This is a genomic window from Pseudoalteromonas translucida KMM 520 (genome assembly GCF_001465295.1).
Classification (GTDB): Bacteria; Pseudomonadota; Gammaproteobacteria; order Enterobacterales; family Alteromonadaceae; genus Pseudoalteromonas; species Pseudoalteromonas translucida.
The window spans coordinates 448,000-471,379 of the sequence record NZ_CP011034.1 but is presented as its reverse complement, the minus strand read 5'-3'; the positions used below and the strand labels follow the sequence as shown (position 1 = coordinate 471,379).

The following is a 23,380-nucleotide window of genomic DNA, read 5'->3' as shown; positions in this document are numbered from 1 at the left end:
TTATTATTTACGCGGAGGACGCTGGAATTTATGGCCCCAGGCTGAATTAGTATGGTGCACCTTTACATGCCAAGTATCGTCATCGACCTCTATTGCTCCCCATCCAAACTCAACGTCAAAACCTGATGGAGTCATTGTATAAAATGACAACATTTCATCATTTGAATGGCGCCCTAGAGTGAATGAGAAATGTACTCCATCTTTCTCTGCCGCATCCATTGCACGACCAACATCATCAATGCTGTCTACTTGAAACATAATATGTGCAACTTTTGCAGGTATCGGAACCGGAGCAAGTGCCAACGAGTGATGACGTCCGTTACAACGCAAAAATGAAATATTAAAGGGCTTGCCTGGCACAACCTCAGTATTAATATAATCTGATAACTTAAAGCCTAAAAAATCAGTATAAAATGCTTCTTGCGCATCATGATCTTTAGTTATAAGGACAATATGCCCAAGTCCTTGTTCTCCTGTAATAAAGCGAAACCCTTTAGGACTTACAAATGGTTTGTTCGTTACTTGTAAAGGGCCATAAAACACTTCGCAACATGTACCATCTGGATCATGAAAAGTTATTAGATCTTTTACTTTCCTATCTTTTATTAATTTCTCTGATCCAACTTCAAATACTATTTTTTGTTCTGTTAAACGACTTTTTAAACTTTCCAGATTTTGTTTATCACTCACTTCCCAACCTATGTAATCCAGTTGATCATGATCTGATTTTTTTAAATGGATTCGCCATGCATAAGAATCAATTCTGAGGTACATATCACCATTATCAGTTTCAGTAACACTAACTCCGAGTATATTTTCTGCATATCTTTTCCATGCATCTGGATCGGAGATAGAAAAGCCGAGGTAGCCTAAAGCCTTAATTTCTGACATATATTTGTCCAACGTTATAGTTTTTGTTTAGCCACGCATTAATTTACGTAACGGCAAGTCTGTGTTCTCAAGTTGTGCTACGTCTACTGTTACTGCGTTTTTAATCATTCGCATAGCTGCGCGCACCGCATTGGGGTTATTAACACTTACAGCACCAACAACACGATTGTTCAGCACACTAAAATACACCGGCCAATCCCCTTCATTTCTAACAACTAACTGCTGCTCATTGGGTAAAAACACACCAGCCATTTCAATATGTAAATCCCCCTGATCTGACCAAAACCAATCAACGGGCTCTGAAGGAAGTGATATATTAAGAATTGAAGCTGCTGTACGTTCTCCTTGAAACTGTGCAGATTGCCAGTGCTCATGACGAATTACCGAGCCATTACCTTGAATTATTGCTGCAACATCTCCAGCAGCATAAATATCTGGGTATTTAGACTCTTGGCTTTCATTAACCTCAATCCCGCCTTTGGCTTTATTTAAGATCTTTGCGTTAACTTGTTCAGAGAAGTAAGGTGTATAAGGAGCCATGCCAACGCCTAAAACAATCGCATCAACATTTAACGATTCTCTGTCATCATTAAATAAAATAGATAGGCTGCCATCGTCCTGCTCTACAAACTCTTTTATTCGGCAGTTAGTAATAAGGTTTAACCCATCATCACAATGTTTATTGACTATTTTTTCGCATAACTCGTAAGGTAATATATGCGCCAGAGGTAGCTCCGCTGCATCCAACCAATGAACTGAAACACCTAGCTTACAAAGCGAGGCTGATGTTTCTGCACCAATAAACCCACCACCAATTACTGCAACTCGTGAGTTGGGTAGTAATTTCTCACGTAGTTTTACAGCGTCTTGAAAGTGACGAAGAACAAATATATTAGTTAATGCAGAACCTTTTATAGGTAATCGTCGAGCCTCTCCACCTGTTGCTAGCACAATCGCATCAGCAGCAAGCTCAACTCCAGATTCAAGAGTAACCTTACGCAAATCTGGAAGTACATAGGTTACCGACTCACCAAAATAACTTTCAATATTCAGATCAGATAATTCGGTTGGTGTTATTAAAGATATGTCTTCACTTTTTAGCTTTTGATCTAAAAGGATTTGCTTAGACAATGGAGGCCGTTCATAAGCACCATACGTGTCTTTGTCGATAAGTATAATTTTGCCAGTAAATCCGTTATTACGAAGTCCTCTTAAGCAACTCACACCTGCAGCGCTAGCGCCAACGATAATTACCGAGTTCACATTCACAGTACTCATCTTTGCACCTCGATAAATACATCCCCATCTTTTATGTTCACGATGTGAGTCGCAACCGCTTTAATTGCAGGCGGATTATCTGGCGCACCAGTCTTGAGGCAAAATACTGACATATGAAGAGGACACTCAACCGTATCACCTTCAACAAAACCATCACAAAAAGATGCTTCAGCATGCGTACAAGTGTCATCAATTGCATATACTTGACCACTTTCACCACGTATTACAGCAATAGGTGGCTTATACTGCTCAAGCTTAATTGAATCGCCAATTTCCAAGTCGTCTAATTTACAAACATAAAACATGGTCATGCGTCCTACTCTGCTAAAAAGTGGTTAATTACAAGCCGCAAGAACTCTTTTGGTCTCTCAGCCATAACCCAATGTCCACAGTTAGCAAAAATGTGCATATCAGCGTTAGGCATTGAGCGACCGAGTTTTAACCCCATTTCAGTCGGAACAACTTTATCTTCACGACCATGTAAGACAAGTGTAGGGTGAGCTATTTTAGCCACTACATGCTCTGGCATACCTGAAAGCGCTGTCTCACCGTCTTCACTTGGTTTTACTAACAACTTACGTAGGCCTTCTTGAGCACCTGGAATAAGGCTAGTTTGATAGCGCTCTTCAACAAGTTCATCCGTTATCGTTTTTTCTGAAAATGGAAAATGTGACATTGCTTTACGCATATTTTCAAGAGATGGTGTGTAATCCCAACCAGAGCGAAGCCCAGGTGTCATAAAAAATTTATCGCAAGGAGTACCCATTAAGCAAAGCTTTGAAAATCGCTCCGGAAAGCGTGCTGCAGTTGCTAGTGCGAGAGAGCCACCAAATGAATTTCCGATAACGTGAGCTTTTTCAATACCTAATGCATCCAAAAAGCCTAATAAATGTTTGCCCCAATGCTTTATGTCATAAGAAAAACCTTCAGCTCTTTCTGTGTGTCCAAAACCGGCTAAATCTGGCGCTATAACTCGAAAATGTTTTGCTAACTCTGGCATTACTTTGCGCCAATTTGTACTTGCAGAAACACCGGGACCTGAGCCATGCAATAAAATTAATGGCTCGCCTTCACCTAGCTCCAGATAATTTGTCTGCAACCCAAAAGCTTCAATTGTTTTACCTTTACCTGAATCAATTATTCTCATTCCCATTCACCTCTAACATAAATAATCACAATTACGTAACTTGTTTACTTTTAAGTAACACTAATCCAAACATACACAACTGTCAATACGGTAGCGTATGTTTTTTAATTCTATTCATAAAGTCTGATTTTTTCATTCCAAATGAAATACAATCTATTATTCTCAAAAAAAGGAGCTTATGTAATGGCTATAACAAATGAAAAGCCTTCAAAATCAAACAAACTGACAGCCAAAGATTGGTTAAATATGGCAGAGTGTGAACTGTCTAAGTTTGGTATTTCAGCTGTAAAAGTGGAGCCTTTAGCAAAAAAATTAAAAGTCACAAAGGGAAGTTTTTATTGGCATTTCAGTGGGAGAGAGGAATTATTTGAACAACTACTAACAAGCTGGAGAGTTAGATCCACTAACGCAATCATAGAACGATTAAGTGATGCAAACTTTACAGCTAAGGAACAACTCAGGGAGTTATTTTTCCTTCCACATAAAAATATTAAAAGCATTAATGGTGGTGCTTTAGAGTTAGCTATTCGCAACTGGTCGCAACATGATGAAAATGTAAAGGAAACCATTAATGAAGTTGATAATCATAGACTTAAGTTCATATCAGATAATTTTAAATCATTAGGTAGCGATCAAGAAGAAGCTGAAATTAAAGCCTATCGATTTTACTATACAATGCAGGGATATAAAGTTGTGGGGATTAATATGGATGGCTGCCACCTAGAAAAAGTGTTTAATACTTTATTATAGTTCATCAACGATGCAGCTTAAAACAGTGTTCAATTTAATAAAAAAGTCGCTTTTCACGCCTCGATAGAATAAACAGCCTCGACTCTTGTCGCTACCAGCGCGAGCAATGATTATGCTGGCCCCTGTTCGCAAGAGTCCTCCTTTCTAAATATAAAGCTTTAATATGACTTTATATGCTGACACCAGTTAACTACCTCCCCCTGTCTTTTCATTACTTTACAAATATAAAAGCTTTATAAATATATACTCTTCATTTAAATGATAAAATCCAGCTAGCTTTACATATAAAAAAAATACACACATGTATCTTTGCTTTTTAAAAATAGATTAAAAGCAAAATAAAAACGCTTAATTGTTAACAAATTAACTCTGCAGTAATTTACTAAAAACAACTGATACAGTCCATGTTCAGAGCGAAATGATGTTGCTGGGTCGTTCACATGTAAAAAGGTTGAGCTGCAATATTCTTAGCGCAGCTCAGCCTAAACACTTCAAACAGTGAAGAACTTAAAAGTTATACTGAGCCGTCATTTGCCAGCGATAAATATCTTGCTTTAATCCGTTAGCTAGCTCTATACCATAGAGGCCATACTCTAAACCGAATGTTGTTTTTTTGATTGGATCCCAAAACACATTAGCTTGCAGTGATGAGGTTTTATCTATAGAAGATGGAGAAAAGTAAGATAAATCTTTAGCGGAAGCTGTATAAGCTAATGCGAGAGTCGACCTAAGACCAGGCCTCCAAGTATGACCGTAAACAGCTGAAGCACCTTTAGCAAGGAAAGCTCTTAACTCACCATTTTCAACATATGAGTCAGGATAAGGCCCTAACTCTAAGTAGCGCCCTAGTGCCCCATAGTTTGCTTGTAACCCAACACTACCTTTAAGAATAGGAAAGCGAGCAGTCATGCTCACAGCTCCGCTTATTGTCGAATCATCAACACTCCCTGGTTCACTATTATCCATCACAAGCTTTCTTGCCATCATAGCGAGACCTGCGGTTCCCCAATCACCTTTAAGGTCTACACGACCAATTAAATCAGGAATTAGTTGGTCATCTTTATTCGTATCTTTTATGTCACCTGATATTGTAACTGATTTGCTTTCATACGGGTTTTCAGCAGAGACACTCCAGCTACCTCCCTCAAATTTACTTGTATACTTAACTTGAGTCTGCCTAATGAAAAGAGCATTAGCATGCTGACCAAGGTTGGCAATCTCTCCTAATGATGCAAAGTTTAAAAAGTTAGTATATGTCTGACCTATTAACCAACCATTGTATGTAACATATGCTTGTCGAATTCGAACATCGTAACTATTTGTAAAGTTTTCATCACCACCGCTGCCGAGCATATCAACTTCGATATGTGTTTGTATTGATTTATCTTCTATAGGAGTTTTTGTATTAAGTCGCAACTGACTGCGACGTATTGACATGTCAAATGTGTCTTTTTTATCGCTGCCTATCACTGTTCCATTAAGTATGGGTGCATAAGTTGAAAAGTTTGTATTATTAATACCAGAACCACTTTCCATTACTCCCGCATCTAAATGAACGAAACCACTTATTTTAAATTCTGTTTCAGAGCCTAAAACAGAAAAATATCCTGGCGTTGCTGATAAAAGTTCTTTTTCAACTTTATCATGAGTATTTTGTTGTTTTTTAACTTCCAGTAAAGATTGCTGAAGTAACTCTATTTTTTTTTCTATTTCATCGACCCGATCACCATCATAAGCATTCACATATGTACTTAAAAAAGCAGATAGCAATAGTGTTATTTTTAAATTCGTTTTATCAACCATTTAATTAAACCTTATATTTATGATTTATTTGATATTTATTTGATATTTATTTTAACCACCAACTTCAATTGAAACAGTAATGCATTGCTGTTAAAACGAAATTAACATACAGACATGTATTTAACAAGAATTAAACAATTGAAGTATAAAAATTTACAATTTTTATATTTTTAGTCGTGTATGATATAAATAATTTGATATTGATTAGCTTGGTATTTTTATAAAAAGGAAAATTGTGAAAAAACGTCTAACAAAAGATGACTGGATAGAAGCTGCTACTAATGTTTTAGTATCTGGTGGAGGTATCAGTCATGTAAAAATTGATAATTTAGCTAAAGAGTTAAAAATAACGAGAGGCAGCTTTTATTATCACTTCAGTAATAGAGAAGAGTTATTGACTGCTGTACTGGATAAGTGGAGAACGAGTGCTACAGAATCAGTTATTTCAAGTTTGCGTATTAAACACACTTCGCCTAAAGAGCAACTTATTAGCCTTGCTGCCCTGCCTTTAAAAGGTAAGCGCGCATATGATGCAGCTTCTACAGAGTTAGCTTTACGTGCTTGGGCGCGAAGAGATAAAGTTGCAAGAGCAACTCTTGAAGAGATTGATAAGTATAGGGTGTCTTTCATACAGTCGCTATTTACTGAAATGACCAACGATAAGCAGAAATCTGAAGATCTTGCTTTTTTATTTTATTCTTATTTAGTAATGACATCACTTTTACCCGTAGATAGAAACACGTCCGAATCACAGGATCAGGGAGAGAGAATTATGGAGTTACTCTCTTCACTGAGCAATAATCATTCATCATAATTATTCCTGAGAAAGTTGATAATTTATATAAAGGACACACTAATTGGTATGTCCTTTATCTAATACGCCTATTTAATAAAGCTAAACTACATCTGCTGTACCAAAAATAGCGATATGCTTGGGAATGCTAATAAAATAGCCAAGCGAATAAGGTCTGCTATAACAAATGGAAATACTCCTTTAAAAATAGTTTTCAACTCCACTTTAGGTAGTACTGATTTAAGTACAAATACATTAAGCCCTACAGGCGGTGTTATTAAACTTATCTCCGTTGCAACCACCACTATGATACCAAACCAAATTGGGTCCATTCCCATTCCTGATACGATAGGAAAGAAAACGGGAACAGTTAGTAATAGCATTGAGATTGATTCTAAAACTGCGCCTAAGACAAAGTAGATTAATAAGATAACGAATAAAACACCAAATAACCCCATTTCCATACCTTCAATCCAATCAACAATATCAAAAGGTAGATCAGATACATTTACTAAGTTAGCAAATACTAAAGAGCCGATAAGTATAGCTATAAGCGTTACGGTTGTAGATGCGGAATCATCAAGGGCTTCGAGTAAACTTTTAAATGAAAACTTTCCTCGTAAGACTGTGATAAATATTGCCCCCACTGATCCTATTCCTGCGGCTTCAGTAGGTGAGAATAAACCGAAGTAAATCCCACCTAACACTGATATTACTAATAAACTAAATGCCCATAGTTGACTTAAAGCTTGCAGCTTCTCTCGAAAGCTAACTTCTTCACATTCTTGCGCTTTACTATCAGAGAAATGCACAACAACCAGCACAGCACAAACATAAAGTATAACTCCAAGAATACCTGGTAATGCCCCAGCAATGAACAATTCACCTATATCAGTCTCAGTTATAATCCCATAAAAAACCAAGGCTATTGAAGGCGGTATTAATATACCAAGCGTCCCTCCTGCAGCGATAGAACCTGTAGATAATTCATCACTATAGCCAAACTTTTTCATCGATGGATAAGCGATTTTAGCCATCGTTGCTGCCGTAGCAAAGCTTGAACCACAAAAAGTACTAAAACCGCCAGAAGCTCCAATAGTTGTAATAGCCAGACCTCCTCGATAGTGCCCCACGATTGCATTCGTTGCATTATAAAGCTCTTCAGCTAACCCCGAGCGACTGATAATATTACCCATTAAAATAAATAATGGAATAACCGCGAACTCATAGGAAAGTACTGTTTCTGTAGCGATCATCCCTAGCTGACTTAAAGCTATAGCCCATCCTTGATAGTAGGCCAAACCTAAAATTCCGAGTCCTCCTGTTGCAATCGCAATTGGTACTCGAATAAATAGCATAACGAGTAGTATTATAAACACTATTGACATTACCATTAGCGACTTCCTTCCATATTTACTCTTCCAGCTGCCGGAAACGCTTGTAGTAAACTAATCAGAGAAACAAATGCCAACCCAAATATAAGCGCTAGCACTTTCCATTTTTCTACATTCAGAAACATGAATACCTCACCAAAATCAGCTGACATTACAACTTGCTCATATACCATTACTACTAGTGCCGTAAAGAAGGTGAGTTCAACTAAGTAGCAGAACCAATTTAGAATGACTCCAATTGTTCCTTTAAAATATTTATTTAGTAAATCAATTTGAATATGCTGACGCTTCCTATTGACTTGGCAAAGTCCTGCATAAAAAGAGATGGCTAATAATATAGCCACTAACTCATATGCAAAACCTAAAGGCTCATTAAAAAATAGTCGCCCAAAAACGTCTGTGAATGTAACCAATGCCATCAATAGTAGCGAATAGATACAAATCTTATTACAAATAGATTCAATGCTTTTTAGTAGCTTTTTGTGCATCAATTTCCCCAGAATTATATAAAGTGAAATTTAAAGTTTAGAATCTAAGTTAATTACTAACTTTTTATAATAGTCCAGAGCCTGTTCACCGTTAATTCCTTGCTCTTTCGCTTTTTCAAACCATCTTGTACGCCCTTCTTCAAAAGAAGTATCAATCGCTTTAATTAAGCTTTCACTGGCAACTTGATAATCATCGCCTAATGATTCAATAAGCTTTGCACGTGCATCAATATCGTTTTCATGCCATAAACGCCCCATTTTTACTGATAACTTTTCCCCCGATATTTCCATAATCGCAGTACGATCTTTTAAACTAATTCTCTCCCATTTCTGCTTATTCATAATAATAAAAGCGCTGTTTGTATAAATGCCACCTGGAATTTGAGTGACTTTGTTTACATATTTATTTACTTTAAATCCGTAGAGTAATTCATCAGACAGCATAGTTCCGTCGATAATCCCTCTAGATAAAAACTCTCGAAGTTCTGACAGAGAGCCTGATATTGGAACAGCCCCTAACGACTGCAAAGCATTACCTAACACACTTGTTTGGACACGCATTTTTTTACCATAAAAATCATCTGGTGTTGAGATGTCCTCTGTTCGCATATGTATATTACCGCCTGAAGTAACATGCATTGCTAGAGTGATAACGCCATCCTGCATACCAGTAGGCTCAAAAAACTTTTTATATGTACGCCAATATGCTTTTGAACTGATCCCAGCATCGTAAGTTAAAAAAGGAAACTCCACCATTTCAGTTAATAAGAAAGCTCCAGGTGTATAGCCATGTGGACCCCATGCTATATCTGCAATTCCACTTAATACAGCTTGGTAGTTTTTTGTAGGTGGTGCAAGAGGCTTAGCAGATGGGCGAACTTTCACACGCCCCTCTGTTACTTTTTCTATTTCTTCAAAGTATTTATATAATCCATCTTTTTGTGACCAATGTTGAGATGGGAACCACTGATTGTACCTAAGGGTTACATCCGCAGCTAAACAAGCCCCTGAACCCAAAGTAAGCGCAGCCCCTAGTATTAGTTTTTTAAATATATTCATTATTTTTCCTCTGTCATTTTTATTTTTCAACAAAATAAAGATACAGAGATGTATGCATAAATTCAACATAAATTAACAACCATTAACAACTAATACATCCCCAGGCAACTCGATCACCAACAAACCTTGCAATTAATTGATTTTAAAGAACTTTAAATTATTCAGTTAAAAAGCACATTAACGATGAAGTATCAAAAAAAACCACCAGCAAGATACATAAGTGAACTTTAAAGTGCTTATAAGTAATGTTTACAAAATTAAATACGTGCAAATGATTAAAACCTAATAATGAAAAGAGCTGAACGACTGGCTTTTGAATAGTATTAGGCGAATGTGAACGATCCTGTAACATCACTTTGCTCTGAACGCTGGGTTTTTTAAGTTTTTTTCGATAAAATATATATTCTAGAAATGTGTTTCATTACATTCTTCGTTTAGGGCTTATTCATCACAATTTTATATTAAGGCAAGCATATTCAATGTTCGAAAAAGGGAATAAAATACTTCAGGATCAACCATTCAGTAGATTATTAGGGACTGAATTAACTGAGTTAAGTCTTGGTAAAGCAGAATTATCTTTAAAAATAAGCAATAAATTAACACAGAACTATGGGTTCGTTCATGGCGGTGTGCTGAGTTATTTAGCTGATAATTGCATAACATTTGCAGCGGCTACCGTATTTGATAAATGTATAACATCGGAGTATAAAATTAGTTACGTTCGCCCAGCTATAGGCAAGTTACTCATTGCTCGCTCCACGGTTCTATCCTCAGGAAGAAAACAAGCAACATGTGAATGTAAGATTTATGTTGTCAATGAGGAGGGTGAAAAGTTAGTTGCAGCTGCGCTGGGTACTATTAGTAACTTCAATATCTAAAATATAGAGCACCTATATACTCATCTATCACGATCACTCAACACTTTAGAAGCTATTCACTTTTTGTGCCGGAATGGTGTTGAGTATTTAGTTTAAATAGTTCCCGCTATTAGAAGAAAACACCTCCCTCCCCCAAAAGCCTTGCACAGCAAGGCTTTGCGCGCTTTCTAGCTTTTTAAATGAGACAGTAAAACATCTAAATTTGGCAATTTGAGACAGTTTTAATCGTGAAAAATGCGAGTGGAAAGTGTCTCAATCTGGCTATTTACGACACGCTAGCACACTAAATGTCTGAGATAAAAAAGTGTAAAAATTCAATTTTTAATATCCCGATGTATCAATTAATGCCCATAAAAAAGGATCCACAATGTCTCAATATGGAAATTTTATAGGGTCTTAGCAGCTAAAAGTCTGAGATAAAAAAGTGTAAAAATTCACTTTTTTATTATATGGGAAGGCAATTCTTTACCTAATTTAAGGCTGATTTACGCGTTAAAATCACAACCAGTGAGTCGTTTTGGCGCGCTCAAATCAGCGATTTTTATCGTAGCTTCACGTGCAATAGGTGAAATAGTGAATGTAAAAGACTCAGTGCTCGACGTTCTTTAGCGTATAAAAAAGTAAAAAACGGTAACTAAAAGCCTTTGTTTGGCGTAAATAATTGAGTCAAAAAGTGAAGCTCTTAACGAAAAAAAAACAAAGCTATCAGTAAACCGGCGCTAAGATTGTTCTCTCATCGTTTATTACCAACTAAAACCAACAATACCAGTTGAAGTTACTAAGGAATATTATTAGAATCTTTTTACTTCTTAATGCGTTAGAACCTTGTAGTTTTTTGTTCAAAAAATACAAGGCATAGGAAGTGTAAGGATCTCACTCTAAAAAAGGATAGAAAATGTTTAAAAAAGTAATTACAGTCGCATTATTCGCATCAGCATTAGCCGCGTGTAAATCAACACCACCGCCAGCAGATGTTCCACTCACAAACTTGCCTGCTGTTAGCTACAAGCTACCACTAAATCAACCAATCGATATTAGCTTTAACACATATGATAAATGTGAAAGCTATGGTGACAAAGGTTGTACTAAGTATGGCAGCATCAAGCTTGGCAATGAGGCTGGAAATGTTATTGTTGAAAAACGTACTCATAACGGAGCAATTGGATCAGGCGCTGTATACACAATTAATGAGACAACTGAACGCACTTCAGATTCAAATATCGTTACATACCAGCCTGCTAAGATGTCCTCTTATCAACAAGGTTTAATACTTCCTTTTCCAGTTCCTAGTATGGATATTGTTGACTACCTATCAAATACTCAGTTTAAAACTAAGTTTGAAATAGACTCTGAATACCCTTCTCAATCGGTTAAAGCAAACTTTGACCGTTTAATGAACAAAGTACGTAAAAATTTCCGTATTTACGGTAGTAACTCTAAGCTTGCTTTAGATGATTATTACATGCTTGACGTTGAAGGCGCTAAAGTTGTTATGCTAGTAGAGTCATTCCCATACAGAAACGGCTCTAAAGTAGTGGTAAATGCAGTAGTACAAACTCAAAAATCAAACAATAACGTGATTGATGTTGCTTCAATTATCAAAAGCGTAGAAGCGAAAATAGCTAAAGTAATTAACTCTTAATTAAAGCACTTCAAAACTATAGGTACGTTGCCTCATGCAGCGTATCTATCCAATACTGATACCTCGTAAACTATTATTACAAAGCACAAACTCATACCTATGTTGATGATAGACAAGTCAACATCGATAACAATAGAGCCAAACAGCAAACAACCAGTGAGTAGTTCTGCCGCTCTCAAATCAGCGATTTTATCGCCGTTCACCAGCAAATAGTGAATGTAAAAGTAAATATCAATGCTCGACGCGCTATACACGACAAAATGAGATGAGGTCGATAGGTATAGTGTGGTGTTCTTGCGTAAAACCGCCAATATCACTTTTGTAAAATATCCATAATGGTACATGATGACTATTTGTAATAACCTAATAAAATTAGAGTGGTTTAGAGCGTAAAATCACCGGTTCTATGCGTAAGCGCGAGTGTTTATGCGTAAGCGCGAGTGTTTATGCGTAAGCGCGAGTGTTTATGCGTAAGCGCGAGTGTTTATGCGTGAAAATGCCTGTTTTACTCATGTTTGACATCCTCCACCACCTCGCCAAGCGCCTGAACAAGTTCAGGAAAGGAGGGGGATTCCGATTAGTTTAAAACCATCGGGGCCTTGTGATCACTCATAAGGCAAGTTCCTGCTTCAACAAGCTGACTAATGTCAATCTCTCCACAGGCTAGAACGCGATGACCTCGCGCTAAAATATTTAATGCGCCAACATGATCCGCATTATCTTGATAACCGCACTTCGCACATTCAAACTTAGACTGCGTTAATCGGTTATCTTTTGATTGATGACCACACGCCGGACACGTTTGACTGGTATGTTTCGGATCAACAAAAATAACCTGACCGCCGAGCCAATCCTGCTTATATTTCAGCATCTCTTTAAACATTCCCCATCCTTGATTGAGAATGACGCGGTTTAAGCCAGATTTTTGTTTCACCATTTTTCCATGCTGCTCACTGTTGCCTTTGCTGTTTTTCGTCATATTTCTAATTTTAAGATCTTCTAGCACGATGATTGCGTGGCTTTTGCTCAACTGTGTTGAGATCTTATGTAATTTGTCATGACGAATATTGGCAACTTTCGTATGAAATGTTGTGATCTTTGCTTTTAATTTTTTCCAGTTACTTGAAAATTTCACTTTTCTAGCAAGTTGCTTCTGTAATCGTTTGATCCTGATTGTCTGTTTGCTGGTATCTATCGGCTCCACAAAACTGCCATCAGAAAGGGTAATTAGGCGTTTCACGCCTAAATCTCCCCCAATCATGGCGTTTGATGGGTGCTTAGGTGGTGCTACTTCTTGTTCAACTTGGATTGAAACAAACCAGTGCTTTCCTTTTTGTGAAACAGTGACGTTTTTAGCTTTTCCTAAAATAGCTTGGCTTTTTCTAACATTAACCCAACCGATTTTAGGTAAAAAAATACGTTTCCCATTCTTGTCGATTTTAAAGCCTTGAGGAAAACTAAAGCTATTCACCTCTCCTTTTTTCTTAAAAGTAGGCATCCGTTTGAGTGGTTGGTTTTTATCGAATGCGTCTTTAAAGGCGCGTTCAAGCTGTTTCAATGTTTGTTGGATAGTTTGTGCGGGCGATAGTGTTAAAAAGCCATACTCCTCGCTTTTTTTCCAAAGTTTAGAAAAGAAATCCAACTCTTGGTAGTAGCAAATTTTTTGTTTATTCTGTAACTTAAATAAGTTAATCGCTAGGGCTTTATTCCACAAGAATCGACAATTTCCCGCATATTGCGCCATTTTAGCGTTAATATCGGGTGTTGTTTTTAAACGAAATTTATAAGCTTTGCGAATAATCATACTGTTATTATATACAGTCAATCAAAAAGGAACAACCCACTTAGTCGCTTCGCGACTATTGCCTTATATCACCGACCTAAAGGAACGGTGTTTTACGGCAAAAGTTGATAAGATAAATACTAGGATTTTACATATATGACCATTACAACTCGCTAACTGCCTTTCTTTAGGACCAAGGGGACGTATTTACGTAAAGCGCGAGCGTTTATGCGTGAAAACGCCTGTATTACTCATGTAAAAATACTGACGTGGTGAGCCTGTAACGGATTTTGTGTAACTACGAGCCTGTAACTAATTTACCTGTTTCGTCCTAAAAGCTTTTCTAACTTTCGATCCGCTACTCTTTCATCTAATGATAGAGCCTTATATTCATCAATAAGCTTTGTTAAGCCTGAGTTTTTTTCACCACGAAAATATTCAATATTACGCTCTATTTTCTGCAAGATCTTAATTAGGCTAACATCTGTAACCAATGAAACATCTCCTTTGTCAGCAAATAGATTTTTCTCTTGCGGGAAGTTCACAAAGTAGCGTAATCCACGCTTACCTTCGCCTGACGGATATAGTAAGCCATTATCAACCAATGATTTTAAATCCCTCGTTGCGGTTGCTGTTGGCGCACCAGTAATAGCTCGGTATTTTTCGTTAGTTAAACCATCACGCACAAAGCCGTCAGCGCCGACAGTGAAGATTTTTTTCATCACTTTTTCTTGGCGTTGGTTGAGTTTGACCTCTGCATATTCAGCCCAAAATTTTGATTTTTGCAATACAAATTCAACGGACTCAAGTGACTTATCTTGCGAAGTTCTAACTAGCTCAACAAACCACGCTATCCACTCATTAATTTGTAAGCTAGCATTAGTATTTCTAAGCTGTTGATAATACTCCATTCGATTAGTATTAATCATGCTCGACATACTAAAAAGCGGCGGTCTCGAAAAGTCTTGAAATAACGCATGCTCGGCTATGGCTCTACCAACACGGCCATTACCATCTTGAAACGGATGAATAGCGACAAACCATAAATGAGCAACTGCTGCTTTTATAGGGCCTGAACAATTGGCGCTATTATACCACTGTATGAAAGCATCCATTTCATGTTCAACCTCAGTGCGATTATTACCGGGTGCTTTGTAGATGATTTCACTGTCGCCGTATAAGTCTTCTCTTATTACATCAATGGACGAGTCTCGATAATCGCCTTTTGTAATAGGGTTTACATAATAGTCTTCACTACCGTGTAATAGTAGCGTGTGCCAACGGCAAAGTAAGGTTTTAGACATAGCACTTTTAATGCTTTTGCGCACATCAACAAGCATCGCCGCAATGCCTTTTTCTTTAGGGAAGTAACCACCACGCTCTGGCTCTTTTAACCCTAGAAAACGAGCAACCGATGAGCGCACCTCTTCACGGTTAAGTTTTTCACCTTCAATGGCACTGGTGCTTAATGCTTCTTCCACTAGTAAGTGGACAAATGCATCATTATGGTCACTTAACGGTATTTGCGATAATGCCCCTTCAATACTGTAAGCCTTTTTCGAATACTCGCTGACACTTACCTCAAAGCGTGTCACATCATATTCGAATAGAGGCCAATTTTTTTGTTGCCAATGATACATATGATTTAAACTCTTGCATTTTATAAATCAACTTATATCGAATTGTGATTTAAAAGTCCACACTTTATGAATCATATAGAAAGGGGTTTTGATTTATAGAGTGAAGATGTATAAATCAAATTAATCCTTTTGGGCTGTGTTGGCTTTTTAAAGTTGCCTATCAGGTGAAGTCCAAACTTATTCACATAATCCTGTTAACACCAAGCGTCATATCAAAATGCCTGACATACTGATGTAGCTAATATGTTTCTTACATGGCATTGCATTATGTAATTCTTATTTGTACTAGCATGAATTAAAAACAGAAGTTTAATTCCTTTTTATTTGTTGAATAACCACAATAACAGAACTATACTTCCCTTTTGATCATAATCATTATAATTTTCGGAAGCATTCTTCTGAGGTATTTATGAGTGTAATATTCCAATTGTTTCACGGTGGTCAGTGGCATGATGCTGCTGAATTAACGTTTTCAGGTGATGAAATGAGCTCTAAAGTAAGGCTCACTTACTTTACGGAATATCTGTTTTCTTTAGCGGATAATGACTGTATTGATAACAGAGCATGCTCTGTTAATGCATCATTGAGTATTATTCCGACAGACTATCTAAAATGGCCTGCTCTTTTGGATGATTTAATGCCTGTAGGAAAATCTCGCTCCTGGTGGTTACGGCGCTTAAATGTAGCGCATGAAACACCCTTTAAGAAAAATATCGCTTTGTTAGAAAACGCATGTAATTCTCCTGTAGGCAATCTTCGAGTCAAAGAATCAACAAACAAAGTATTAACCAAGAATCATGTACTTTACTTTGAAATAAATGACGTTGTGTCTTTGCAGTATGATTTTTTAGAATATGCCAATGAGCAAGGTGCCACGGTTGGAGGGGCAACTGGTGCAGGCGGTGTTGCTCCTAAACTACTGTTAATGCTTGTCGAAGATAAAGTATATATAGATGGCGACTTTGCAGGAAAACCTTTAACCGGCACTGCTTACTTAACTAAATTTGCTAGAAACAACCGGCAAGAGATTGATAACGATATTTTGAAGGCTGAAGGCGTTTATTACCAAGTGCTAAACCAAGTGCTCGATGGTTTGTCAGTAGAGACTATGGATCCCTCTTTAATAAAAATGCTCGAACATAATGGCCAAGTAAGCTTATGGTTACCTCGCTTTGATATTGAAATTGTTGATGGAATTGCTCATAGGTTAGGCATGGAAAGTATCTATTCAATTATTAATGCAGAGCCAGGAAGTGCGCAGAATCATTTTGATGTGATTAATTGCCTTTGGGCAAAAATTAGTAACACGACTGATATGTCATCTGAAGAGTTTGTAAAACAATATATTGCACGCGACTTTTTGAACTTAATCTTTGGAAATTCAGACAATCATGGACGTAATATTTCATTTATCAAAAAAGAGAATAAGATTTCGTTTGCCCCTATCTATGACTTTGCGCCAATGAAAGCAGATCCTAAAATGGTAACGCGACTATTTAAGTGGGATGAGGGTTTTGAACGTGCTGGCAAGGTAAACTTTTTACATATAGCTGAGCAACTTTCACCTATGTGTGATCCAGATGAATTGATTGCATATCTTCAAGAAATAGCCAAAAGGCTCAAAAATTTACCCATGAAACTTTTAGCCGCTGGTTGCCCTGAGCGTATTGTTTATTTTCCGTCTATAGGGCTTGAGTTTCTAGAGAGTAAATTTGTACAAATGGGAGTTATGGATGAGTAAATATGATGGATTAGAAAGGTTAGCCTTTTTAGCACAAATAGAGAACGATATTTTAAATAATGAGATAGAAATAGGTGATGCAGTACGATTAGTTCGCACTAAGCTTTATAAAATGTCGCAAACACGCTTTGCTAATTATGTAAAAGTATCAGATAGAACATTGCGTGATATTGAGAAAAACAACACAGATCCTCGCTTATCGGTTTTAAAAAAAGTACTAAAACCATGTGGGTTTGTTTTAACATTAAAAGTAATGACCAGAACTGTTTCTTAAATGCAGTGATTAAATAACTGGATGTTTTTTCACTGGCATTGTTGGAAAAAATGCATAGTTCAATAGCAGCGTTAAAGTAAAAAAACACAACAAATTTCAAATAAAGCAGCGAGCTGAAAACACATATACTCTAACCCTCCCCATGAAATTCGTACAGAAAAGCATACAAAAACCTGATTTACCCTTAAAAACCCACCGTCAACTTAAAACAATAGAAAAAACCACAAAAATTTAAAAAACTCAAAGAGACATTTTTTTAAATAAAATAAAAAATGAAAAAACTCTAGGCAATTGAAAATAAATGATATTAACCACTATCGAACAAATAATGTTTTTTATAAAAAAATATTTTTATCACGTGTTCTTTTTCAGGTGCCAAAAAAGGGGTCTCTAATCTGAAACTCGTTTAAAAAATCCTTTACGATTTAAATTATTCACATTTTAACTAGTTGGTCATTTTAATGTTTATGAATATTCATGTTTAGCACGACAAATAAGTGTGCCAACAAAGTAGGGGTTAATCGAAGCTGTGACGAAAAAAGCGCGTTAAATTTATTAAATATAAAAAATTTAAAAAATATTCGTCTAAAAAGTTTTTTCAAGAACAAAAAGTTTTTCACTTTTGTTCTTAGGAAAATGGTAGAGCGTCGAAAATAGGTACCTCTGTCACACAAAAAAAATTTTTTATCATTTAACATAGACAAGATAAATATTTTTGGCGCTTACCGATTAAGAATTTTTTTACAAAACGCGAGTGTTGTATTCGCACTAAATAAGTAGGCCTACATAGCCGGACATAATCGTCAAAGCAACAATGGTAAAGGGTTACCATAAATTAGACATGAATACGTTAATTAAAAAGAATGAGTCATATGAAACATAAGCAAAAAGCTATTCAGCTTGATAAAGCAAAATTACAAGCTCATCCACTATTAGGGGAGCTGATTAAAAATGATCTCGTAAATTTAAAAGTAAACCACTGCATTGGTGAGTTATCCATTGAGGTTATACAAACAATATTAGATTTACACCCGCTACCGGTGACACTTAGTACTGATGGTGATTGCTACCTGACACTTGCGTCGAGTGGAATACTAGAGCGCTTTAAAGCCCATCCTTTAAGTAAAAAGCTTACCTTAAAGGTACTTATTTATCCAGCAGATGCTGTTGAGCATATGCTAAGTGTTACCTTGCTATATAACTGTGCGGTAACACTTTATTTAAAAAATTGCTTGGGCGCTAATATTCAACAGCGACATGCTTGCTTTAAAGCGCACGGTATACACGCCCCTAAAAAAACGATATTGGCAAACTTAGCTAATACCTCACCGTCTGCTTTTCGATAATGGAGAGGTCAATATGAGTAAGTATACACACATAGCGAGAAGTAATCGTTTAAACAATGCGGGGGGCTGCTATCCAGATGCAATGGAGCATGCTACAACATTTACTATCTTGATGATAAAGCTAAATAAAGAAAACAAAAAAGATCGTCTTGTAATGACTATTATTACTCTTTTCCTTTGGCTCACTCAGCAATGGTCTAGTATTAAATCTTACAAAGATATTCCAAATTTTACTCGTATATCAGGAGCGTTTGATTGTCAGCCATTCACTTTTCGTACCTTTACACGAGGTAATAATAGTTGGGTCGAGTACGCTCATGAAATAAAAGATAATCAACACACTTATTACGTATGGCAACCGATCCCGCGCTATTTGAATTGTATTTTCCAACCTTATTTCGGTGATCTAAGATATAATACTCCCCTTTTAACTGATCGCGTTAAACAGCGACTTTTTAAATTAATAAGTAGCCACTGGACGAGGCCACTAGTACTCAAAACTTTTAAACCGGCGAGAAAAAATACCTTTTATCGTTATATATCGTTATGTGCTCGCGCAGACGAAACCTTGACCCCTATCCCAAGAAAGCATTTAGTAAAATCAGTTAAAGCACACCATACTAGCGCTATATGCTATCAACGGCTCAGCAGCGACCGTCTGAGATTTAAAATTTTTGATGCCCATCACAGATATATCGGCTTTTTATTTGAATTCATACGAAAAGAGAATTTGCATTCGTATTTCAAAGTTCATCTCGAAAGTAAAACGGTTAACCTTATTACTGAGCGCCTAAGAGATACGCCTTACGAAAATATTGATCCAGATCTGAAACATAAAGGGAGTATGGGTCAATATAAAATCATTAAAACAAAAGGAAAGAGTGATCATGTTGCAGCGCCTGCAATTATGCTCGGTAGTCGCCGTGTTCCTAAAGATAAAGACGTCACTGACTTTTTTAATCGTATTGATAGTTATGTTAAACAACTAAAACCAACCAGTAGAGCTTCACGTGCGCAGTGGTTAGCCTACTTTAATGCTGTCAGCTTTCGCATAGCATTGCTGTTTATTGTATTAACAGGAGTAAGGCCAACTCACAGTATTAGTTTGCTCTCTCATTATTTTTCATTCACTCACGTTACGTTTGTCAAAGATAAAGGCCACTTAAGGCAAGTTATTTTAAGTGATTACCTGCTTAGAGAAATTACGCATTACACTGAGCTAAAAGCATCACTTCATTCCCAACTAAGCTTACATGATGATTTACCTGAGCTTTGGTACATTTATGATAAGTCAGAAACTCCAACACCATTAAGTGCTCGTGCATTACGTGTATTTATGAACAAACACTGGGCTGGTGTTGTTCCTTATCAGCTCAGGCACTATTTTGCTCAATGTGCTCATACAATTATTAGTCTTACCCCACTTACGGCTCAAGATATTGATCGCCTAATGGGCCATGAAAATACAGGAGAACATTTAGGTAGCGACATTATGTTCCCAAAAAATATTGGCGTTCTAAAAGCTTACTTAAACGGGCTAGACCAACATATCGGCGTTAAGGAGTTACATTATGTCTAACCCCGCATTGATACATGCAACAGATATTCAAGACTACCTAAGTAAAACGGCACAGCCGTGTGCTGATACACAAGTTATTGCTGAACTTTTAACTAAATGGCCGGTAATGCAGCAGCAAACACGTTCATTAAAAGAAAAAGAAATAAAGAAAGCACAAAGAATAATAGCAACTGTGCCAACAGGTAAGCGAGTACACTACACTAAAGCTTTGCAAAACATTCTTTATTATTTACGTTATGCATGCCAGTGGCAGTTGCCTGAGTCTCAGGATGGCTCTGAACTTGTTAAATCCTTACTTACTGACGCAGATCATGAGTGGTTTGAAAGTATAGCAAACGAAGCTGGGCTATCACATCGTGTGTTCTCATGCTACCAAATAGACCTCGAAAATTTTTATGAGCAGCGTGAGCTCGGCACTGCTTTTATGGTGATTATGATTGGCTTTGAGATAGCGCCTTTATCGCTTGGCGATATATCAACTATTTTAAATGACTCCCAATCGATAACTAATGAATGCCCTTATCCTAGACTGCGCGTTAAACACCAGTATAAAAATACAGATATCCCCCATTTTCCTACTCATTACTCTTTATCACTCTTAAATCAAAACTTACTGCGTGATTACTATGCACAACGCGCTAAGTTAACCACAACAGCGTCTTTAGTAAAAGAGCTTAAGGACTGGCTGGATACAAATGGCATTCAACACATAGCAAAAACACAATGGTCGAGACTATTTCAAATTCATTGGTATAACCAGTATGAAATAAATCCTGTTTTTATTAAAGATTTAGCTCAACCTGAACGTCATGTGGGGCTAATAACTGACGATGATGTCTGCAAACAAAAATTAGCTGATATTTACAAGAATAATCAGGATACGACGTTGTTTACGCCATTATCAACACATAGGCCTAAGAACCCATGGCAACATGGAAAGTTACTTAGAGCTGTCGACATAAATGAGGTAAATGAAATAGAACCCCCTCCCTGGGATACTGATAATATTTTGCCACGCTTGATGTTTGACTTCGCAAAAGATTGGATAATTAATGGCGGCCCTAAAAAAGCAGCCCTTAAGAAGGGAACTATTAGAACATATACGGCCCTAAAAAAGCAGCCCTTAAGAAGGGAACTATTAGAACATATACGTCACTCACAAAGATACTAACTCCCTTTCCTCTGACTTTAACTGATGCACTCATTGAGGAGTCGATTAATGAGTGGGCACAGGTTATTTTTGTTTCAATTAAGTCTGATGCAGTAAAAAAAGCCTTTTATAAATTTTTAGCGTTTTTAAGCTGGCAAGAGAAAACCGAAGCTCTGGATTTATCTAATTTTAGCACACCAATAATTCCCCCTTCTGTTAGCGCAGCCCGCTTATGTGTAGATAAATGTGACTCGCTTATAAATGCACTTATCGATAATGGAGCAACAAAACCCACATTACACATTTTATTTTGTATTGTTGCTGCTTTGCTCGGTTTTTACGCTATGTTGCGCCGTGGTGAAGTACTTAGATTACGCATTAAAGATATTCAATTTAAAAGTGAGACGGGGCTTTTAACACTCAATATTACCAACACCCGTGAAGGTAAAACAAAAAGTGGCTCCTCCCGTATGGTTTATACAACGATACCCACACGATACCGCTATTTTTTTTATACCCTGCTTGATATTAAAAAACATAGTAATCAAGATTTACCACTTATAGGTCATGATCTTGAGACACTATCCTCTCGCGCTATATCCTATTTAGTACCCGTATCGAGGGCATTACGAATATTATTTGGTATTCACTTTAACTTTCACCATTTACGTCACAGCGGTGTGCATATATTTATGCTGCAAATGTTACATTGCGTTAGCTATACGCCCGACAATTTGCGCGGGGAAACACCTCTTGAGCAGGAAGTGCTATCAGAAAAGTCAGTGGCCGTTCGATTAGATTATTGGTTCAAAGGCAGAGAGGCAATTGAGGTTAATAGTGCTGCTTTTTTAGATAATATGGGAAAACAAATTGGCCATATTTTTTATGCAACTACACGGTGGTCTTACCTACATGATATCGATTGGCTTTTACCAATAATAAGTAAATATCATAATCCTCATACTCACAAGCAGTTTTCACACTCTGCGTTACGCTACCTGATGGGGCTAAGTGCGTCATCTAATGATTTATCTAGACTACTAAGCCATATTATTCCTGATTATGATCAGCAAACACTTGCTGAAAAACGATGTCAATCAATAACAGTAACTGAACACGCACTAAGGGTACATGTGTTACAGATAGATAATTTAAGCCAAGCCGCACAAAAGGAGCATATAACTGACACACTAAGCAATACATACTTGGAAGAAAAGTGGTTGAGTACGCTTGAAAAGAGCCAGTTAACACTGACTAACTTTCTTTTTGATAAGCTAATAAACCCTGTTCCTAATGGTGAAGAAGCAATAATTAACTTTGAGTCTATCAGTGCTATTTGGGAATGTGGGTGTCGTCACCGCTCTCAGCCTATCAATAATAAATATCTAACAGCATATAAATCATTCCCCAACATAACAGTGTGTAAACACAAACACGCATTACGTTTAAATATTGCCTGTACCACCAAAGGTGCGTCTGCGTTTAATACTGTATTTAGACATACAGAGTGGGCATGGGTGCGATGTGAATTTGAGCTTCACATAAATAGAAAAGTAGACAGTAAGCGACCGTTAGAAATGGTTAAAAAGCGTTATGCAAAGAAAAGTGAATACAAACATATCAACGTTTTACGTCAGCAAAAAGGGCCAAGTTCATTGACTATTTACCTAAAGCCAAAGAGCAAAATATCTATCCATACACTTGAATATGTAGAACAGTTTATTAAATTAATTAAACATTAGGG

General features: G+C 37.0%; 20 protein-coding genes. 10 read left to right on the top strand and 10 right to left on the bottom strand.

All coding sequences use genetic code 11. From position 1 onward, the window contains the following. Window positions 1-3 precede the first annotated feature (3 nt). Genes PTRA_RS02165 through PTRA_RS02150 form a run of 4 tightly spaced genes read right to left on the bottom strand, consistent with a single transcriptional unit; the run spans window position 4 to window position 3,316 of the window. Window positions 4-891, bottom strand: a complete 888-nt coding sequence (locus tag PTRA_RS02165) for a VOC family protein (protein ID WP_058372518.1) — start codon at window positions 889-891, stop codon at window positions 4-6. A 27-nt stretch (window positions 892-918) separates the two neighbouring features. Then, complete coding sequence (locus PTRA_RS02160; protein ID WP_058372517.1) at window positions 919-2,169, bottom strand: NAD(P)/FAD-dependent oxidoreductase; 1,251 nt, start codon at window positions 2,167-2,169, stop codon at window positions 919-921. Beyond that, complete coding sequence (locus tag PTRA_RS02155) at window positions 2,166-2,480, bottom strand: bifunctional 3-phenylpropionate/cinnamic acid dioxygenase ferredoxin subunit (RefSeq protein ID WP_197108560.1); 315 nt, start codon at window positions 2,478-2,480, stop codon at window positions 2,166-2,168. Before PTRA_RS02155 ends, PTRA_RS02160 begins: the two co-directional genes overlap by 4 nt. Before the next feature lie 5 nt (window positions 2,481-2,485). Continuing rightward, window positions 2,486-3,316: an alpha/beta fold hydrolase gene (locus PTRA_RS02150; RefSeq protein WP_099046583.1), complete on the bottom strand. Its 831-nt coding sequence runs from the start codon at window positions 3,314-3,316 to the stop codon at window positions 2,486-2,488. 183 nt (window positions 3,317-3,499) lie between these two features. On the opposite strand from PTRA_RS02150, the gene PTRA_RS02145 reads away from it, so the two are divergent. Beyond that, on the top strand, window positions 3,500-4,066 hold the full coding sequence (locus PTRA_RS02145) for a TetR/AcrR family transcriptional regulator (protein ID WP_058372514.1): 567 nt from the start codon (window positions 3,500-3,502) through the stop codon (window positions 4,064-4,066). Between the two features lie 507 nt (window positions 4,067-4,573). Here PTRA_RS02145 and PTRA_RS02140 read toward each other — a convergent pair. Next, on the bottom strand, window positions 4,574-5,869 hold the full coding sequence (locus tag PTRA_RS02140; RefSeq protein WP_058372513.1) for a DcaP family trimeric outer membrane transporter: 1,296 nt from the start codon (window positions 5,867-5,869) through the stop codon (window positions 4,574-4,576). A gap of 235 nt (window positions 5,870-6,104) precedes the next feature. On the opposite strand from PTRA_RS02140, the gene PTRA_RS02135 reads away from it, so the two are divergent. Then, window positions 6,105-6,683, top strand: coding sequence for a TetR/AcrR family transcriptional regulator (locus tag PTRA_RS02135; protein WP_058372512.1), 579 nt, complete (start codon window positions 6,105-6,107; stop codon window positions 6,681-6,683). Window positions 6,684-6,769: 86 nt separating this feature from the next. On the opposite strand, the gene PTRA_RS02130 is transcribed toward PTRA_RS02135, so the two are convergent. Genes PTRA_RS02130 through PTRA_RS02120 form a run of 3 tightly spaced genes read right to left on the bottom strand, consistent with a single transcriptional unit; the run spans window position 6,770 to window position 9,603 of the window. Then, window positions 6,770-8,056, bottom strand: a complete 1,287-nt coding sequence (locus PTRA_RS02130; protein WP_058372511.1) for a TRAP transporter large permease — start codon at window positions 8,054-8,056, stop codon at window positions 6,770-6,772. Then, the gene (locus PTRA_RS02125; RefSeq protein ID WP_058372510.1) at window positions 8,056-8,544 is read right to left on the bottom strand and encodes a TRAP transporter small permease; all 489 of its coding nucleotides are present in this window, start codon (window positions 8,542-8,544) and stop codon (window positions 8,056-8,058) included. The genes PTRA_RS02130 and PTRA_RS02125 overlap by 1 nt, the downstream gene beginning before the upstream one ends. A 30-nt stretch (window positions 8,545-8,574) precedes the next feature. Further along, window positions 8,575-9,603, bottom strand: a complete 1,029-nt coding sequence (locus PTRA_RS02120) for a TRAP transporter substrate-binding protein (RefSeq protein WP_058372509.1) — start codon at window positions 9,601-9,603, stop codon at window positions 8,575-8,577. Window positions 9,604-10,082: 479 nt separating this feature from the next. Here PTRA_RS02120 and PTRA_RS02110 point away from each other — a divergent pair, with 479 nt between their 5' ends. Then, a complete protein-coding gene (locus PTRA_RS02110) occupies window positions 10,083-10,481 on the top strand; it encodes a PaaI family thioesterase (protein WP_058372507.1) in 399 nt (132 codons plus the stop codon). A gap of 895 nt (window positions 10,482-11,376) precedes the next feature. Continuing rightward, window positions 11,377-12,123: a hypothetical protein gene (locus tag PTRA_RS02105; RefSeq protein ID WP_058372506.1), complete on the top strand. Its 747-nt coding sequence runs from the start codon at window positions 11,377-11,379 to the stop codon at window positions 12,121-12,123. Window positions 12,124-12,700: 577 nt separating this feature from the next. On the opposite strand, the gene PTRA_RS02100 is transcribed toward PTRA_RS02105, so the two are convergent. Both PTRA_RS02100 and PTRA_RS02095 read right to left on the bottom strand, forming a co-directional pair. Next, window positions 12,701-13,927: an RNA-guided endonuclease InsQ/TnpB family protein gene (locus PTRA_RS02100; RefSeq protein WP_058372505.1), complete on the bottom strand. Its 1,227-nt coding sequence runs from the start codon at window positions 13,925-13,927 to the stop codon at window positions 12,701-12,703. A gap of 296 nt (window positions 13,928-14,223) precedes the next feature. Beyond that, window positions 14,224-15,546 (bottom strand): Fic family protein, encoded by a 1,323-nt coding sequence (locus PTRA_RS02095; RefSeq protein ID WP_058372504.1) that lies wholly within the window; start codon window positions 15,544-15,546, stop codon window positions 14,224-14,226. Window positions 15,547-15,955: 409 nt separating this feature from the next. Between PTRA_RS02095 and PTRA_RS02090 the strand changes: the two genes are divergently transcribed. The 6 genes from PTRA_RS02090 to PTRA_RS02065 all read left to right on the top strand — a co-directional run bounded on the left by PTRA_RS02090 (window position 15,956) and on the right by PTRA_RS02065 (window position 23,378). Then, on the top strand, window positions 15,956-17,287 hold the full coding sequence (locus PTRA_RS02090; RefSeq protein WP_058372503.1) for a type II toxin-antitoxin system HipA family toxin: 1,332 nt from the start codon (window positions 15,956-15,958) through the stop codon (window positions 17,285-17,287). After that, on the top strand, window positions 17,280-17,561 hold the full coding sequence (locus tag PTRA_RS02085; RefSeq protein WP_058372502.1) for a helix-turn-helix domain-containing protein: 282 nt from the start codon (window positions 17,280-17,282) through the stop codon (window positions 17,559-17,561). The genes PTRA_RS02090 and PTRA_RS02085 overlap by 8 nt, the downstream gene beginning before the upstream one ends. Before the next feature lie 872 nt (window positions 17,562-18,433). Next, entirely contained in the window at window positions 18,434-18,907 is a 474-nt protein-coding gene (locus PTRA_RS02080) for a hypothetical protein (RefSeq protein WP_058372501.1), read from the top strand. Window positions 18,908-18,920: 13 nt separating this feature from the next. Then, a complete protein-coding gene (locus PTRA_RS02075) occupies window positions 18,921-20,486 on the top strand; it encodes a hypothetical protein (protein ID WP_058372500.1) in 1,566 nt (521 codons plus the stop codon). Then, window positions 20,479-21,657 carry a hypothetical protein gene (locus PTRA_RS02070; protein ID WP_058372499.1) on the top strand — a complete coding sequence of 393 codons (1,179 nt, stop codon included), beginning with the start codon at window positions 20,479-20,481 and terminating at the stop codon, window positions 21,655-21,657. Before PTRA_RS02075 ends, PTRA_RS02070 begins: the two co-directional genes overlap by 8 nt. A 323-nt stretch (window positions 21,658-21,980) precedes the next feature. After that, on the top strand, window positions 21,981-23,378 hold the full coding sequence (locus PTRA_RS02065) for a site-specific integrase (RefSeq protein WP_058372498.1): 1,398 nt from the start codon (window positions 21,981-21,983) through the stop codon (window positions 23,376-23,378). The last annotated feature ends 2 nt before the right edge of the window (window positions 23,379-23,380 follow it).

What these genes read in the sequence shown, in the direction of transcription:
- PTRA_RS02165 (WP_058372518.1), bottom strand. Translation starts at nt 891, where the DNA reads ATGTCAGAAATTAAGGCTTTAGGCTACCTCGGCTTTTCTATCTCCGAT.
- PTRA_RS02160 (WP_058372517.1), bottom strand. Translation starts at nt 2,169, where the DNA reads ATGAGTACTGTGAATGTGAACTCGGTAATTATCGTTGGCGCTAGCGCT.
- PTRA_RS02155 (WP_197108560.1), bottom strand. Translation starts at nt 2,480, where the DNA reads ATGACCATGTTTTATGTTTGTAAATTAGACGACTTGGAAATTGGCGAT.
- PTRA_RS02150 (WP_099046583.1), bottom strand. Translation starts at nt 3,316, where the DNA reads ATGAGAATAATTGATTCAGGTAAAGGTAAAACAATTGAAGCTTTTGGG.
- PTRA_RS02145 (WP_058372514.1), top strand. Translation starts at nt 3,500, where the DNA reads ATGGCTATAACAAATGAAAAGCCTTCAAAATCAAACAAACTGACAGCC.
- PTRA_RS02140 (WP_058372513.1), bottom strand. Translation starts at nt 5,869, where the DNA reads ATGGTTGATAAAACGAATTTAAAAATAACACTATTGCTATCTGCTTTT.
- PTRA_RS02130 (WP_058372511.1), bottom strand. Translation starts at nt 8,056, where the DNA reads ATGGTAATGTCAATAGTGTTTATAATACTACTCGTTATGCTATTTATT.
- PTRA_RS02125 (WP_058372510.1), bottom strand. Translation starts at nt 8,544, where the DNA reads ATGCACAAAAAGCTACTAAAAAGCATTGAATCTATTTGTAATAAGATT.
- PTRA_RS02120 (WP_058372509.1), bottom strand. Translation starts at nt 9,603, where the DNA reads ATGAATATATTTAAAAAACTAATACTAGGGGCTGCGCTTACTTTGGGT.
- PTRA_RS02110 (WP_058372507.1), top strand. Translation starts at nt 10,083, where the DNA reads ATGTTCGAAAAAGGGAATAAAATACTTCAGGATCAACCATTCAGTAGA.
- PTRA_RS02105 (WP_058372506.1), top strand. Translation starts at nt 11,377, where the DNA reads ATGTTTAAAAAAGTAATTACAGTCGCATTATTCGCATCAGCATTAGCC.
- PTRA_RS02100 (WP_058372505.1), bottom strand. Translation starts at nt 13,927, where the DNA reads ATGATTATTCGCAAAGCTTATAAATTTCGTTTAAAAACAACACCCGAT.
- PTRA_RS02095 (WP_058372504.1), bottom strand. Translation starts at nt 15,546, where the DNA reads ATGTATCATTGGCAACAAAAAAATTGGCCTCTATTCGAATATGATGTG.
- PTRA_RS02090 (WP_058372503.1), top strand. Translation starts at nt 15,956, where the DNA reads ATGAGTGTAATATTCCAATTGTTTCACGGTGGTCAGTGGCATGATGCT.
- PTRA_RS02085 (WP_058372502.1), top strand. Translation starts at nt 17,280, where the DNA reads ATGAGTAAATATGATGGATTAGAAAGGTTAGCCTTTTTAGCACAAATA.
- PTRA_RS02080 (WP_058372501.1), top strand. Translation starts at nt 18,434, where the DNA reads ATGAAACATAAGCAAAAAGCTATTCAGCTTGATAAAGCAAAATTACAA.
- PTRA_RS02075 (WP_058372500.1), top strand. Translation starts at nt 18,921, where the DNA reads ATGAGTAAGTATACACACATAGCGAGAAGTAATCGTTTAAACAATGCG.
- PTRA_RS02070 (WP_058372499.1), top strand. Translation starts at nt 20,479, where the DNA reads ATGTCTAACCCCGCATTGATACATGCAACAGATATTCAAGACTACCTA.
- PTRA_RS02065 (WP_058372498.1), top strand. Translation starts at nt 21,981, where the DNA reads ATGTTGCGCCGTGGTGAAGTACTTAGATTACGCATTAAAGATATTCAA.